This is a genomic window from Niastella sp. sgz303648 (assembly GCF_059587045.1).
Window position 1 is genome coordinate 681,078 of sequence record NZ_JCAPSW010000002.1, and the last position, 15,128, is coordinate 696,205.

13 protein-coding genes are annotated in these 15,128 nt (G+C 38.8%); all 13 read left to right on the forward strand.

The window, feature by feature from the left end; translation table 11 throughout:
• The first annotated feature begins 2 nt into the window (after positions 1-2).
• Positions 3-560: a hypothetical protein gene (locus AC59IL_RS07300; protein ID WP_496551445.1), complete on the forward strand. Its 558-nt coding sequence runs from the start codon at positions 3-5 to the stop codon at positions 558-560.
• A gap of 58 nt (positions 561-618) precedes the next feature.
• Entirely contained in the window at positions 619-1,566 is a 948-nt protein-coding gene (locus tag AC59IL_RS07305) for a hypothetical protein (protein WP_496551446.1), read from the forward strand.
• Positions 1,567-1,638: 72 nt separating this feature from the next.
• On the forward strand, positions 1,639-6,138 hold the full coding sequence (locus tag AC59IL_RS07310) for a DUF6443 domain-containing protein (RefSeq protein ID WP_496551447.1): 4,500 nt from the start codon (positions 1,639-1,641) through the stop codon (positions 6,136-6,138).
• 2 nt (positions 6,139-6,140) lie between these two features.
• Positions 6,141-6,497 carry a hypothetical protein gene (locus tag AC59IL_RS07315; RefSeq protein ID WP_496551448.1) on the forward strand — a complete coding sequence of 119 codons (357 nt, stop codon included), beginning with the start codon at positions 6,141-6,143 and terminating at the stop codon, positions 6,495-6,497.
• Between the two features lie 144 nt (positions 6,498-6,641).
• Positions 6,642-7,049, forward strand: coding sequence for an SMI1/KNR4 family protein (locus AC59IL_RS07320; RefSeq protein ID WP_496551449.1), 408 nt, complete (start codon positions 6,642-6,644; stop codon positions 7,047-7,049).
• A gap of 72 nt (positions 7,050-7,121) precedes the next feature.
• The gene (locus AC59IL_RS07325) at positions 7,122-7,613 is read left to right on the forward strand and encodes an SMI1/KNR4 family protein (protein ID WP_496551450.1); all 492 of its coding nucleotides are present in this window, start codon (positions 7,122-7,124) and stop codon (positions 7,611-7,613) included.
• 384 nt (positions 7,614-7,997) lie between these two features.
• Entirely contained in the window at positions 7,998-8,342 is a 345-nt protein-coding gene (tnpA, locus tag AC59IL_RS07330; RefSeq protein ID WP_496551451.1) for an IS66 family insertion sequence element accessory protein TnpA, read from the forward strand.
• Positions 8,339-8,719 carry an IS66 family insertion sequence element accessory protein TnpB gene (gene tnpB, locus AC59IL_RS07335; protein WP_496551452.1) on the forward strand — a complete coding sequence of 127 codons (381 nt, stop codon included), beginning with the start codon at positions 8,339-8,341 and terminating at the stop codon, positions 8,717-8,719. The genes tnpA and tnpB overlap by 4 nt, the downstream gene beginning before the upstream one ends.
• Positions 8,720-8,815: 96 nt before the next feature.
• Positions 8,816-10,492 (forward strand): IS66 family transposase, encoded by a 1,677-nt coding sequence (tnpC, locus tag AC59IL_RS07340; RefSeq protein WP_496551453.1) that lies wholly within the window; start codon positions 8,816-8,818, stop codon positions 10,490-10,492.
• A gap of 113 nt (positions 10,493-10,605) precedes the next feature.
• The gene (locus AC59IL_RS07345) at positions 10,606-11,043 is read left to right on the forward strand and encodes a hypothetical protein (protein ID WP_496551454.1); all 438 of its coding nucleotides are present in this window, start codon (positions 10,606-10,608) and stop codon (positions 11,041-11,043) included.
• Positions 11,044-11,132: 89 nt separating this feature from the next.
• Positions 11,133-11,642: a hypothetical protein gene (locus AC59IL_RS07350; RefSeq protein WP_496551455.1), complete on the forward strand. Its 510-nt coding sequence runs from the start codon at positions 11,133-11,135 to the stop codon at positions 11,640-11,642.
• A gap of 272 nt (positions 11,643-11,914) precedes the next feature.
• Positions 11,915-12,598 carry a hypothetical protein gene (locus tag AC59IL_RS07355; RefSeq protein WP_496551456.1) on the forward strand — a complete coding sequence of 228 codons (684 nt, stop codon included), beginning with the start codon at positions 11,915-11,917 and terminating at the stop codon, positions 12,596-12,598.
• 44 nt (positions 12,599-12,642) lie between these two features.
• Entirely contained in the window at positions 12,643-15,126 is a 2,484-nt protein-coding gene (locus AC59IL_RS07360) for a DEAD/DEAH box helicase (RefSeq protein ID WP_496551457.1), read from the forward strand.
• Positions 15,127-15,128: the final 2 nt, after the last annotated feature.

The window sequence follows — 15,128 nt, forward strand, 5'->3', positions numbered from 1 at the left end:
CTATGAAAATAATAATGATCATTATAATGGCTTGTTTACTATATAAAAATAGTGCTGCACAAGCCACCCACAACATTACAGATTTAAACAACAACATTGTTAGTATCGATAGTTTGCAAGGGAAAAAAGTACTCATAATAGTGCTCCCTTTACAACATGATACATCGGTTATAAATCAATTGGTCCGTTTTCAAAATAATTATAAAGGAAAAGTAAGCGTTGTTGGGCTGGTATCGTTTCTGGCAGGTGCCCCATCTGCTAATAGTTACCTGAATATTTACAAGACACCAATAGATTCCGGCGCAATAATAACTGAAGGACTGCAAACAATTGATTCCACACCGAATCAGCGAGAATCAGTGCTAAAATGGTTAACAGATAAAAACAGGAACAGGGATGCAGACCAATTTGCAACCGGTAGTAAATACTTTTTAAGTGAAGCTGGTGTGTTCTATGCAACGCTGGGTAAAGAAACCAGTTTGGACGACCCCATCGTTAAAAACATTCTTAACACAATTGTTCCCAGGTCGGCATTTGATACACAGGAAGTACAGAAATGAGCCTTACAACAATTTTTTTATTGCAACTCCAATTTTAAATCAAATAAAACTATTATAAATGAAAAAGATTTTTTCTTCCGCTTTAATATATATTACTGCCGTAATATCTGTTCATGCTCAAAATACATTTCCATCAAGCGGAAACGTTGGCATTGGCACCACTTCGCCACAGCAAAAATTACATGTTGCAAATGGGAATATAAGGTTGAGTTCGGGATATGAAGTTTTTTTCGATGATAATGCACAAATACGATGCATGGATGATAATCATCGCATTTTGTTCAGACGTTCGGAAAATATCATGGAGCTAAGGGAATTTGGAGCTATAATTTTCTCGCCCGGAGCAACAAGTGGTAGCGCAACACAAAAAGTTACAATGACATCAAACGGTGAAGTTGGTATCAGCACAACAAGTCCACAGGCAACACTAAGCGTTGGTGCAGCAACCGGAAAAAGAATGCTTGTGTATGATGGTGGCAGCGGTAGTATTCAGTCTGGGTTTGGAGCAAATATGTCCGGAGCTTCCCGCGAACTATCCATTTTTGCCAGTACAAGTGATGGCAGCAATGGAAATATTTCTTTTGGAAAACGCCTCGAAAGCTCAGGTGCATATACAGAACTTATGAGAATACAGGGAAACGGAAATGTAGGAATTGGCACATCAAGCCCGCAGGCTAAACTGGCAGTAAACGGTCAAATCTTTTCTACAAAAGTAAAAGTTACGCAAACTGGCTGGGGCGATTACGTATTCCATACCAGCTACCGGTTGCGCCCCTTATCTGAACTCGAACAATACGTTAAGCAATATCATCACTTACCCGAAATCCCTTGTGCTGACGACATTGAAAAGAATGGCCTTGATCTGGGCGACAATCAGGCAGCAGTAGTTGTAAAAATTGAAGAGCTAACGTTATACCTGATTCAGCAAAACAAAATGCTGGAGCAGCTCAATAAAAAAATAGCCGCGCTTGAAAAAGAATTGCAGCAGTACAGGAAAGGTAATTAATGCTCTCGTATTTCCATAATACAGGCATAACTGGAGTTTTTGCAAACCGGTCATCTTTAAAACATGTTACAGATGAAACAATTTGTCATTGCAATTATAAATATTATCCTGCTGTGCTGTTCGCATTTGCATGCACAGGACGCAAGTGTTTACACGCCTTCGGCCTACTCCTCTACACTCAATAATTATATAAGAAGTTGGGTAGCGGTGAAGCCCGATACCAGTAACAACAATTTTTCTACATCTGCTGCCATTACCCATTCCCGAATGACCACCCAATATTTCGACGGTCTGGGCAGGCCCGTTCAAACAGTAGTAAAGCAGGGCTCAATGGTAACCGGTGGCACTGCTGTTGATCTGGTTAGTCCGGTAGTGTATGATGACAATGGCCGCATACAACGGCAATACCTGCCTTTTGCAGCAAGTACCTATGGCGGTAATACTTCTGTATCAGATGGCTTGTTTAAACAAAATCCCTTTCAGCAACAACAAAATTTTTACAGCGATAACAATGCTAATAGTCCGGTGAAAGGGCAGGGCGAAACGTATTACTACTCAAAAACAGAATTTGAACCTTCGCCCCTAAACCGCGCCGACAGAACTTACGCACCTGGCAATAACTGGGTAAACCAGGGAAAAGGCCCCAAGATGAAATATTGGGTAAATACATTGATTGATTCAGTAAGGATATGGGCGGTAACGGTAAGCAATACTTTGGGAATATTTAGTACGTATGCTGGCGATAGTATGTACAAAGCCGGGGAATTGTATAAAAATGTTACGATTGACGAAAATGATAAACAGGTAATTGAGTTTAGAGACCGCGAAGGAAAAACAATATTAAAAAAAGTACAGCTAACCGCCGCTGTATCCGATACCGGCACCGGAAAAGGGCATACCGGCTGGCTTTGTACCTATTACATTTATGATAACCTCAATCAGTTACGGGCGGTAATTCAGCCTAAAGGGGTTGAGCAGTTGGCTGTCAGTAACTGGCAGTTCACTAATACCTTGCTCGACGAGCAGTGTTTTCGCTATGAATATGACGGGCGAAAAAGAATGACAATGAAAAAGGTACCCGGTGCAGGTGCTGTATATTTGGTCTACGATGTTCGCGACAGGCTGGTATTTACACAGGATTCAGCAATGCGCAGCCAAAACCGGTGGCTAACTACATTATACGACGAAATAAACCGGCCTGTACTAACAGGCTTTACTACATATAACAGCAGTCTGGCCGGTATGCAGTCGGCTGTCACTAATCAATCTGCTAACTTTTCAGGTAGTACTGTTCCTGTTGACCTCACGCTTTCCGGAACGCACTCGGGTTATAAGAAGGCTTTGGCAACAATTACTTTCGAAAACGAATTTGAATCTGTAACTGGTGGTGAACTGCAGGCAGAAATTGTAACACAGAACGGCGGAGATACATCTATGGCAGGAGGCATTATTGTTAACAGATATCCTGTTCCGCAAACAGCCACTTTTAGTCCTTTAACGCTTACTTTTTATGATAACTATGATTGGCTTGCTCTGAATAATAATCCTTTCAGTAATACCAGGAGTACAGCCTCTGATAGCTATTTATTAACTGCCAGTGATACTCAATATCCGTATGCTCAATCTGTTACCCAAAGCAGTATGCTTAATGGACTGGTAACCGGCACTGCTGTAAAAGATCTCGGGAATGATTCTCTTTTATATACCGTGAATTTTTATGATGACAAGAGTAGGATCATACAGTCACAAAGTAAAAACATAACCGGCCAAACAGATACAGTTACTACCCAATACAGCTTTTCTGGTCAACCGCTGATTGTGATTAATAAAACAATAAAAGGTGGAAGTAATACACAAACTTCTGTAACCGTAACCCAGATAAGTTATGACAGCCTCGGGCGGCTTGCCAAAACCGAAAAGAAATTAAGCAATACGCTGGTAAACGGCGGTAACATGAGTAGCTATGTAACCCTGTCTGAATTGTCGTACGATGCCCTGGGACAACTAAAAAAGACGGTGTTGGCTCCGGCCGGTGGCGGCCAGCTTGATTCACTTGTTTATGACTACAACATCCGTGGCTGGCTGTTAGGGGCCAACCGCACTTATGCCAAAGACACATTAAGCACTGCCAGTTTTTTTGGGTTTGACCTGGGATACGATAAAACAGCCATCACTATCAATGGCACTTCAAAAAGTTACAATACCGCTCAATTTAACGGAAACATTGGTGGTATGCTATGGAAAAGTACCGGTGACGGGCAGGTGCGTAAATATGACTTTAGCTATGATGCCGTAAACCGGCTTACTGATGCTGCGTTTACTCAACTCTCCAACAATGCATTCAATCTCAGCGCAGGTATAGATTTTAGCGCGCACAATCTTACTTACGATGCGAATGGTAATTTACTTACTATGACACAAAAAGGTTTTAAGCCGGGAAGTGTCACCATTGCCACCATCGACAGTCTGCAATATAATTATTACAGTTACAGCAACCGGTTACAGAATGTAATAGACGCTACTAACGACACAGCCACATTACTGGGTGACTTCAGAAGTTCAAAAGCTTATATGACAGCACTGGGTAATAATAAAACATCTGCTGCCACAGATTATGCTTATGATGGAAACGGCAATTTAATAAAAGACTTAAACAAAGACATCAAACTGGGAGCTGGTAGCGGCATTGCCTATAACTATCTGAATCTGCCGCAAACAATATATATGAGCGGTAAAGGCAAAATTCAGTATGTATATGATGCCACTGGCAACAAGCTGCAAAAAATAACTACTGATAGTACAATTAACCCTGCAAAGATCACCACTACTTCATACATCGCCGGAGCTGTATACATAAACGATACTTTACAATATGTAGGACATGAAGAAGGGCGGATCAGGTATGATACAATAAAGAAATCCTTTGTGTACGATTATTTTATCAAAGACCATTTGGGTAATGTGCGAATGGTATTAACAACACAAAAGGATACAACCTTTTATCCTGCGGTAACATTTGAAGATGCCTCGATTGCGAATGAAAGTATTTATTATGACAGTGTATATGTTGAAAGAACCAGTCGGCCCGGTAACTTTTATACCAGCACAACCAACGGCAGTTGGGTGCAGTTATTACGAAAAAGTACCCATAGCATTGGCACCGGCAAACTGTTAAAGGTAATGGCTAAGGACAAAGTACATGTAAAGGTAGATTATTATATACAAAACGATGCAACCGATAACAGTAATGCCAATGGTGTAAACTCCATATTAACCATATTGACCAATATCCTGAATAACGGTAGTGGTACCCTATTCTTTCACGGCAGTGGAAGTGCTGTCACCACTAATTTAAACAACAACATACCCTTCACGAGTTTCCTGGCACCAGAAAACGGCAATGGGGGTACCATGCCGAAAGCCTTTTTAAATATCCTCTTCTTCGATGAGCAATTCCGCTTTGTGAGTGCCAACAGCGAAATAGTACAGGTCGCCGCTAAAGGCAGTGGTCAAACGATTTACCGCGTGGATGGCAATGCTAAAGAAGCCGTCAAAAATGGCTATTGCTATGTTTTTGTTAGCAATGAAAGCAATAATTTAGTATATTTTGATAACTTGCAAATAACGCACGAGAAAGGACCAATAACTGAAGAAACACACTATTATCCCTTTGGATTAACAATGGCCGGTATCTCATCGAAAGCATTAAATTTCGGTGATCCGAATAATAAGAAAAAATATAATGGAATTGAGAAAGAAGACGGTTTAGGTATTGAAATTTATGATGCGGAGTTAAGAGAATTAGATCCTCAGATAGGAAGATGGTGGGAAATTGATCCGAAGGTTGATAATATGGAAATGTGGTCGCCGTATGCTTCCAATTATGATAATCCAATACGGTATAGCGATCCGTTAGGTGATGAAGGAGGTGACTGTTGCGGTTTTTTAAGTCGATTATGGGAGAATGAAAAGAGAGGTGCTTATATTGTTGGCAAATGGATTAAAGAAACAGCTAACACCGCATTGGAGAATGCCAAGAGTAACTGGAATGCGGGTAATGATTATGTTCATCAAGCAATAATGAATCCCATGTCAACGATGGGAGGACTTGGTGTGGAGGGTAATGTGCTTAAAACAGTTGTAAGCGCTGAAGTTAAAGTTGGTGTAACAGAGGTCAAGGTAATTGAATCAGCAGAAAATGCTGTTCAAAAGTATGAAGTTGGAGCATATAATGAGTTAAAAAGCAGATCTGTAGCTGGAGACGGTTTGGACATTCATCATGCACCTCAAAAACAACCTGCCGGTAATACAATTCAAGGGTATGATAAAAACACAGGGCCGTCGATTGCGTTACCTGAAAATGAACATAGAGCAATCTCTACTTTGAAAGGAACACAAACGGTACAGTCAACCTTGGAGACAACTCCTCAAAGGGCACAATTAGCAAAGGATATTCGAGATTTAAGACAAAATACAAAGGCACCAAATAGTAGTTTACAGGAATTGATAGATTTAACAAAGAAGCAATTTCAAGGGCAGTTTGATAAGCCTCCCAGAATAAAAAATAAATAATTATGAATGCTGAAAAATTTGTTGAAATAATACAGAAAGTTGTTGTTAATGGTTCTAAAAAATCGGTAACATTGAATTTAGAGGAGCCACCAGGGCGAAAACCTTTACAGAAATTTGTTGATATGTCAAACTGGTATAAGCAGTTAAATGAAAATGATAAAATAGTCGTTGGGCAAATAATTAAAGAATCCGTTGAAACGGCAGTTTTTAGTTTCCTTTGTGTTCTGGACGGTGTTAAAGCGATTGAAAATGAGAATAAAGGTGAATTGAAATTGTATTATGAAAATCAAGATATTCAAGAGCTCTTAAATGATCCTGAAAAGGAGTATTTACATGATTTGTTTAATGTTGAATCGTAGATTCTTTTCAAATATTGTTTAGTTCTTACATAAATCGTCTCGTTAATAATGTGAAAGACGGGTTATTATGTGATGTTGTTGCGTATTATTTTTCACCTATCAGAACGTTAAAATAAGCAGTCTAAACATTTAAAAACAGATTCTTTGGAAAAAGAATTACAGGATTTGATTACAAGTCGTATGGTCAGCGAAAGCAGGATATCCGAAGATGTTGTAAATCGTTTTCTTGCCCAATTAGACCTTGCCTTGCCGCATGATTATGTTGAATTTTTAACACTATTCAATGGCTGCGAATGTTCATTAACAGAAGAAGTATACATTTCACTTTGGAGCTTAGATAAATTAAAAGAATACAATGAAATGTACGGGGTTAATGAATTTGCACCCGAACTTTTTCTTATAGGTTCAGATGGAGGGGATACGGCTTTTGGCTTTAAACGTGAAAATCTTACCTACATTAAGGTTCCATTTATTGGATTATCTGTGGAAGAATCAATTTTTATTGGTAATAATTTTAAAGAATTCATTAATACACTAATGACTAATAATTAAATGCCAGGCCGCGGTAATATTTTGAATTATAAACTGTTTAGGATTTAAACTTTTTCCTTTCTGTTAAACTAAATGCGTATAGATGCTATAATCGAAGAATTATTATTATTATCGGCTAAAACAATTACGTTAAAAGAACCTGCGAGCCAAGAATCAATAATTGCTTTTCAAAGTGAGCTTAATAAAAAATTGCCGGTAGACTATATTGCTTTAATACAAAAAATTAATGGTTTGAATTTAATGGGTACAATTGTTTATGGAGTTGGCGAAGAAGAATGGCAATTTTCCCTTGACAAGAACTATAAATTTGAACATGAAGAAGTCTCGAATCCAATGTACGATTATCTAATACCATTTTCTCCGGACGGAGGAGGTAATCATTACTGTTTCGATACTCGAACTATTAATGAAAACTCATGTAATATAATTTTTTGGCAACATGATTATCCTTATACAGTATACGATCCGCCAGAAGTTACGAATACCTCATTTGCTGAATGGGTGAAACAAGTTGTAATCGATTGGACATTGGAGGATTATGACTATGATGGTAGTGAAAAATAGAAAATAATGGTCAACGTATTATATTGTTGATCATTGCCTACTTTTTAACTACTTCATGGATAACCATCATAAATTGCACCTGCATCTGTTCAAACGATTGGCTTTTACTTCTCTTAACTCTTATTAGATACTGGGCAAATATCTCGAAAGTCCAAACGCTGCCAAATCCTTGGTGACGTTTTTGTGTTATATAAAATGACTGAGGAAAAAATATTTTCTTTTCGAATAGTCACTTTCATCACTTCGTGTGTTTTATAAGAGAATTCCATCTTTTATTTACATAAGAGCTGCGTAAATACCCGGGAAACTGTAAATACCCGGGAAACTACAGGGCCGAATGTGTTTAGGTAAGGCCTAGCTTTACGCTCTTTGAAATATTGAATTATGGAACAGAACCAGCAAGCAACAGCTGTCAACCCCAGAATACGGCGATCAGTAGAAGCTATCCACGGGTGTTTGTCAGAACAGCAACAAAGTGGCCTTTCTGTAAAGGAGTATTGTGAAGTCAATAGCATATCTGAAAAAACTTTCTACAGATGGGTTAAGAAGTACCGTAATAAATCAAAACGAAAACCCAGGAAGATTCAGGTTGTTCAGAGTGGATTTGCCAATATAGAAGTAGTCCGTAATATTAACAACCTCAGTCATCCACAATTATTTGCCGAGATAGGTAAAATCAGACTGTATAAAGAAGTATCGGCAGAATATCTAAAAGCGTTGTTATCATGAGCAAGTTGTTTTCCGTCCACGAAACCGTGAATTACTATTTATATCGCCGGCCTGTAAAGATGTCTAAATCCTTCGATAGCCTGGCTGCATTGATCCGAACCGAGTTAAATAGGGACATCATTAACGGTGACGTGTTTTTATTCTTCAACCGGAACCGAACTATGATCAAGGTGCTCGTATATGAAAAGAAGGGCTTTAGCATATTTTACCGGCGTCTGGATGAAGGTTCTTTTCAGTTGCCAGCTATTGCTGATGACCAGATCAGTTACAGGATGAGTACAGAACAAATTATGTTTTTGCTGAGTGGCGTTAACCTGGAATCAGGTGGTTATATCAGGACCGACAGATATGAACCGTTGCTGGGCTCCCAGGCATGAGTAACTCACATCTGTGAATAACTAATCAAGTCACACGGATAGTCAAACGTTGTTGGTGAAATGTTTATATATAAGCATTCATCAACAATACGTCTTTTGCTTATTACTCCACAACATCAGGAATTACTCGAGAAATTCGAACAGATGCTTCTTAAAAGCATGCAGTTCGATGCTGTTCTTAAGCAAAAGGATGAAATGATACACGGGCTGCAGAGCCAGATTACTCCTCTTAAAAATGCAGTAGAACAACTGATAGCAGAAGTAAAGCTACTGAGAGAAGAAAATGCCTCCCTTGTAAACATCAATAAAGAAAAGGACAAGCGTATTGAAAAGCTGGAGCTGATCAAATATCAATACCAGCAGTTGACCAAACTGGTATACAGTCGCAGCAGTGAAAAATCAGCAGTGCCGATGCCAGGACAACTGCAATTAGGCATAGATGCGGAGGTAGTCGAAGCATGCTATATTAACGATGGCCGGAAAATTGAATCATACACGAAGATTAAATCTGAAAAGAAAAATCACCCCGGCCGCAATGAAATCCCAGCTCATATTGAGCGGAAATATATAGACATGCATCCGGACAATCTTCCGCAGGATGCAGAACACTATGATACAATAGAAACAGAACAGCTTGAATATGATCCGGCCAGGTTATTTGCTACGGTTTATCGCAGATACAAGTATAAGCGTAGCAATCCAGATGGTTCAATCGAGTTCTTCATCGCCAGCCTTCCACAGGAAAAAGACAAAAGCCTGGCAGCACCTTCCCTGAAAGCACATGTTACAGTAGAGAAATACATGTGGCACATGCCCATCCACCGGCAGATGCAGAAATTTGCACAAAGCGGAATCATCTTATCGGAAAATACTATTGGCGATTGGGCCAATGGTACCTGCCACAGCCTTACAGCCATTTATGATGCTCATCGCCAATCGATCACCCAACCTGCCTGTGGATATATGATGGCTGATGAAACTCCACATCTTGTATTGGATACGGATAAGAAAAAGGGAAAAAAATCTACTTTGGGCTATATGTGGGCGTACTGTAATCCAGTCGACAAACTGGTATTTTTTGAATACCAGAGAGGCCGTGGCAATAAGCACGCCAGAGCTGTATTACAGGATTATAATGGCTATCTCCACAGTGATGGATACTCGGTTTACAAGCACTATGGTAATCTTCCGGGAATAACCCTTGTAAATTGTAATGCCCATGCCAGGAGAAAGTTCAACGATGCCAAATTAACTGATAAAAACAGGGCTGAGCATGCCTTAATGCTGTATAGCAAATTATATGGTATTGAAAGTTATTGTAGAGAGCAAAACCTCAGCTTTGATGAACGAAAGAAAATACGCCAGGAAAAATCGGTTCCAATCTATGATGAGTTAGCCGCCTGGGTAAAAATAGAAATACCCAGGGTAGCCTCTCTAAGAAGCCCAATAGGTAAAGCACTGACATACTTTTCTGAAAGGGAAAAGCAACTCGGCATGTTCCTGCATGATGGCATGCTGCTAATGGATACTAATCTTATCGAGCACGCCATCCGCCCAATCGTTTTGGGCCGGAACAACTACCTCTTCGCCGGATCGCATGATGCGGCACAGAACGCCGCCATCATTTACTCACTATTTGCTACGTGCAAACTGCATAACGTAAATGCATATGATTGGTTGAAGTATGTGCTTACTGTTATGCCAACCTTCCCTTCAAGTCGGATAGCAGAGCTGCTTCAGCAAAAATGGAAAGGTATAATTACTGAACCATAATCAACAATATTAAAAATTGGTGAAGATAGCCTACAATACGGTATTATCATACCTGTTGTTGCCCGGGCGGTTACAGAGCTGCATGCGCTCGCTACCTTATTTAGGAATTGATTATGCCACATGTTTTATTTGCCTTATATCTATTGATAAATTTAATCCTTGGATTACCATTTTCATTAATTGCCAAACGGTTATATGGGATAACATTTTCCTTATCGCTTACCTTATGCCTTACCCTTTCTCCTTTCATTTATGCAATTCTGTTACTCATCAAAATTCATTTTGAAAAGATACCAGATATTGTTTTCCCGGCTTTAACTTTTATTTCTGTCATATTGGGCGGAGTAGCATTCTTTATTGCATATGCGGGTCCTTTTGTGATAGATCCACCATCCTACTATTATCAGTTTTTAATTATTAGTATTGGATTGTTCGTTGCTGGATACAAAGGATATAATGCCATTAAGATGTCGGCTGAGAATGAAGCGAAACGATTAAGAGAGTCCGCTAATAAAATATTGAAAAAAAAGTGGCCTGGGCTTAAACTGTAACAAAGGTTCATTTTAGCCCCAACGAATATGAATTTGGGCTTGTTATCCGTGCCATTCTTGATTTGCAATTATCTTAAAAAGTTTTAAAAATGAAATATAGATTTTTAGCGTTCTATTTTTCACTCGTTCTTCCAGTTTACCTTTATTCCAGTTGTAATAAAGAGGAAAAATCCTGCCGTTCAAGTATTTACCCGAATGACTTAACGGGAAGCAATTGTAAAAAGTGGGAAATTACATTTGCACAAATTGATTATTATAAATTTAACCAGGACTCAAATAGGGTGTTCTATGATACATCACACCAAAGAACATTTGATAGCTGTTTTATGACTTTCTATAAAAACGGAAGGCTAAATGCAACAGATGAGGCCCGTTCGTTTACTATGATTGATACTGCTACAACATGGTCAGATGCTAGAGGGGATATTAATTCAGATCTTTATTATATTCTTTTAGGTTCTACAAGCTTCAGCTGCAGCGAGTGGTGTCCAGCAAGCCAGAATGATGACGGAAGGGAATCAATGATTTGGACTATGGGTGTATTTGGGCCCAACAACGACAGTAGATATTATAACATTGTTTTAAAAGCTGTGAAATAAAAAGGCGCAACTACCTTAGCTGTCCCTTATTCCGACATGCCATAATAATTAAACCAGTTCAATTTTGCAAAATTGACACACGCATTACTTTATGCTGCGTTTAGTGTTATACTCTTTTGAGTAATGATTGCATTAATTTTCACTAAATGTAAAGGAAGAATAACTTTCCGTAGCGAATAACTGCAACCATCTGAATGTGACCAAAAAACAAAAAGGATATTTTAATTAGGTATTTGGACTGAGAATCTGGTTTTATCCTAAATTATCCAATTATGAATATTACATTAATAATAGCGATTATCGGATTAATTATATCGATAATCGGGATATTTTCTAAAAAAGTGCGGGAGAAATTACTAAATGAAAATTTCATTGAAGCAAACATAGAAACAAAAGAAGCACAAATAAAAAGAGTCTCTTTTCTCATTGGCAAGGTCAATAAAAAAGAAACCCTTATGCAGGATGAACAAGAGGAACTTAATTCCTGGATAAGGCTTTCGGATCATAATAAGAAATTATTTGATCACCTTACTAACGAAGAATGGTGGGAGAGAAATAGATCGATTGATCTGAATAAAGTCTATAAACGAATTAATGACCCGGCCAAAATCGTGTATATAGTATTAATAGATCCAAGGCGAAAACATATCATGAAATATAAACTTGCACGTTCCAAAGATGAAACCTGTAAAGACGTAATAAGTGAGCTCATTAAGTGCAATCAAAGTATGCATGCATTTACTTTTAAAAATGGGGACCGGTTATTTGTAAGTGAGGAAGATCAAGCTCAGGGGACTTTCCCATTTCGTATAAATATTTCAGGTGAACCAAAATGTTTTTTTGGTAGGGCTATAATTATAGGTGGCATCCCGGAAAAAAATAAAGAAAAGAATGCTTTAACTAAGATTAGTAAAGTTTCAAACTTCCTTGAATTTTATGATACGGAGGCGAAATAATTTATCATTAAGGCCCTTCTCCTGATTATTAAACTGGTTCAATAATGACCAATACAACTTTTACGCGCCCTTTTGGAGCATCCGATGTTCTAATTGAAAATATGAGGCATGCGGTTACTGCTATTCGTAGGCATCTCAAAAAGGGGCATTCTATATTGTTCCCCAAGCAGGTGGATATTGTTCAAAGCATAGCTGACACCATATATTCAGGCCACCGTGCCGTATATGTTGACCTTCCGACGGGTACCGGCAAAACGGTTATTTTTTCTCAAATTGTAAATGCTCTCTTATGTGATGGTTACAAAGTAAAGGTGCTGATCGTGACCAGCTCTATGAACCTGGTGGTTCAAACAAAACTTCGATTTGAGGAACATGCGCCTGACATTTCCGTCGGACTGTATTACACGCACGCAAAAGAATTAGATCATCCCGTAGTTGTAACGACTTATGCTAGCCTTCACTACTTCGCAAGATATCATGCCCATAAGTTTGATTTTTTGGTTTGGGACGAAGGACACCTTTCTTTATCGGATGCCAGGATTGAATACAGAAAGAAATTTAAAAACGCTATATGGTTGGCGCTTACGGCCACACCCAGTTATTCTGAGAATAAGGCACTATCTAAGCATTTTACTCTTGCCTACCGAATTACGATACAGCAGGCCGTCAATAAACACCTGATTTGTGGATTTAGAAATATAAAAGTTAGTTGCCGTCTCGCCAATTTGAAAGAAGTAAAGATTTCAAATACCGGAGATTTTCATCCTGTGTCTTTGGATAAAGCCGTCAATATACTAAGTCGTAATAAAGCAGCTGCTGAATTTTATCAATCTGCCATTGATCCTTATACAGGTCACTCCTTATTGGGTAAACGAGGCCTTATCAATTGCGTGAGCATTGACCATGCGTACTCCATTGCGAAGATCTTCCAAAAAAGCATAAAGTCTTCAAGCATTGGCGGCAAAACTATTTGCGAAGCTATTCATGGCAGGTCGACAGATCATTATATGTCACCAAAATTGCGAAAACAAATTTTGTCTGCGCATCGTCATGGTGAAATCCTGTTATTAGCAAACTCTGACCTCTTAATTCTGGGCCATGACGACAAAAAAATAGAACTATGCATGAACCTGGCGCCTTCACTTTCAATGGTCAATGTAGTACAAAGAGGTGGAAGGGCTACCCGTGCCGACGAAACTAATCCATACAAGACCGCATTGATCGTCGATTTTTTCGACGAGGGAACTGAATTAAAAAGAAAAGCCTTGTTATATGGTGATGTCATCGGCCAGGCCTCTTGCATCTTACCTGAAATTGAAAATATATTTCTTAAAGGCAGACCTTTTGGGAAAAAAGGATCTAAATATTTTCATCCAATTAACGCCCGACCAGCTGAAAATTTTCTCAAAGGCCTTAAAGTTTATTGGCATACAGAACAAGTAAACGCAGTAATAAACGAAAACAGGAAAATAAGAGAGCAAGGTTCCATATTAGGATGGAAGAAAGAGGATGAACTTTCAGCCTTCGATATTGCCAGAGAAGTTCATGCAGATTTTAGCAGAATCTATAAAATATTGGAAGAGCTAAAGCCAGTAAAAAAAGTAAAAAACCTATATTATGACCCAAACGATAAAAATAAAAATCGCGTTACATTCCAGATTTTGCTTAGAGATAGCTGTGGTAAAGAAGTTCGCTGCCTCAAAAGAGACGATTTAGAAAAATTCTGCCTTGCCTACAAGTTTTATGAAATAAAAAAAGCGGATGATCTATCCATTGAAGACATAGCGCAGGCAATTGAAATGGATCCCTCAACAGTCAGAAGGATAGTAAACCAACTTCAGCCTTTAAGTGGTTCTAAAGAACTTTTTTACCATCCTAAACTTGATACTCCTGTTACCTTCCGAATTGTATACAGACGTATGCAGCAGGCGCATACCATCCGATGCCTGAAGAAAAGTGAATTAGATAAATTTAAACAAGCATTTGCCCCTCATGAAAATAAAAAACCGGACGAGCTTTCAGCCTTCGACATTTCAAAAAGGCTTAATATGCGAAACGAAACGGTTACCAGGATTATAATGAGATTTTGCCCTAAGCGCGGTTCCAAAGACCTATTCGTTGACCCCGAAAATCCATCAAAAAGTCACGCCACCTTCAAAATCGTTACAAGACGATTTACAGGCCGCACCATTCGATGTTTAAGGGAATGCGATTTGAAAAAATTTCAACTCGCCTATGCGCCCCTACCGGTAAAACAAGACGGTGAACTTTCAGTTGTTGATATTTCCAAGAGATTGAAAATTGATATAGCTACCGCCCGCAAAATTTTGAACCGCTTTAAACCTGTACCTGGAAAACCAAATCGCTATATTGATCCGCAACAGGGCAAGGGAGTAAAATCAGCGTCTTTCCTTGTTTTTACGAGGAGATCCAAGCAGGGGGATATTAGGTGCCTTAGTGAGAAATCACTTAAGATTTTTGCTTCCCAATATAAATTGAATTATAAGAACATGGTTCCAATTGTTTGACC

What these genes read in the sequence shown, in the direction of transcription:
- AC59IL_RS07300 (WP_496551445.1), top strand. Translation starts at nt 3, where the DNA reads ATGAAAATAATAATGATCATTATAATGGCTTGTTTACTATATAAAAAT.
- AC59IL_RS07355 (WP_496551456.1), top strand. Translation starts at nt 11,915, where the DNA reads ATGAATATTACATTAATAATAGCGATTATCGGATTAATTATATCGATA.
- AC59IL_RS07315 (WP_496551448.1), top strand. Translation starts at nt 6,141, where the DNA reads ATGAATGCTGAAAAATTTGTTGAAATAATACAGAAAGTTGTTGTTAAT.
- tnpA (WP_496551451.1), top strand. Translation starts at nt 7,998, where the DNA reads ATGGAACAGAACCAGCAAGCAACAGCTGTCAACCCCAGAATACGGCGA.
- AC59IL_RS07305 (WP_496551446.1), top strand. Translation starts at nt 619, where the DNA reads ATGAAAAAGATTTTTTCTTCCGCTTTAATATATATTACTGCCGTAATA.
- AC59IL_RS07310 (WP_496551447.1), top strand. Translation starts at nt 1,639, where the DNA reads ATGAAACAATTTGTCATTGCAATTATAAATATTATCCTGCTGTGCTGT.
- AC59IL_RS07345 (WP_496551454.1), top strand. Translation starts at nt 10,606, where the DNA reads ATGCCACATGTTTTATTTGCCTTATATCTATTGATAAATTTAATCCTT.
- tnpB (WP_496551452.1), top strand. Translation starts at nt 8,339, where the DNA reads ATGAGCAAGTTGTTTTCCGTCCACGAAACCGTGAATTACTATTTATAT.
- AC59IL_RS07325 (WP_496551450.1), top strand. Translation starts at nt 7,122, where the DNA reads ATGCGTATAGATGCTATAATCGAAGAATTATTATTATTATCGGCTAAA.
- AC59IL_RS07360 (WP_496551457.1), top strand. Translation starts at nt 12,643, where the DNA reads ATGACCAATACAACTTTTACGCGCCCTTTTGGAGCATCCGATGTTCTA.
- AC59IL_RS07350 (WP_496551455.1), top strand. Translation starts at nt 11,133, where the DNA reads ATGAAATATAGATTTTTAGCGTTCTATTTTTCACTCGTTCTTCCAGTT.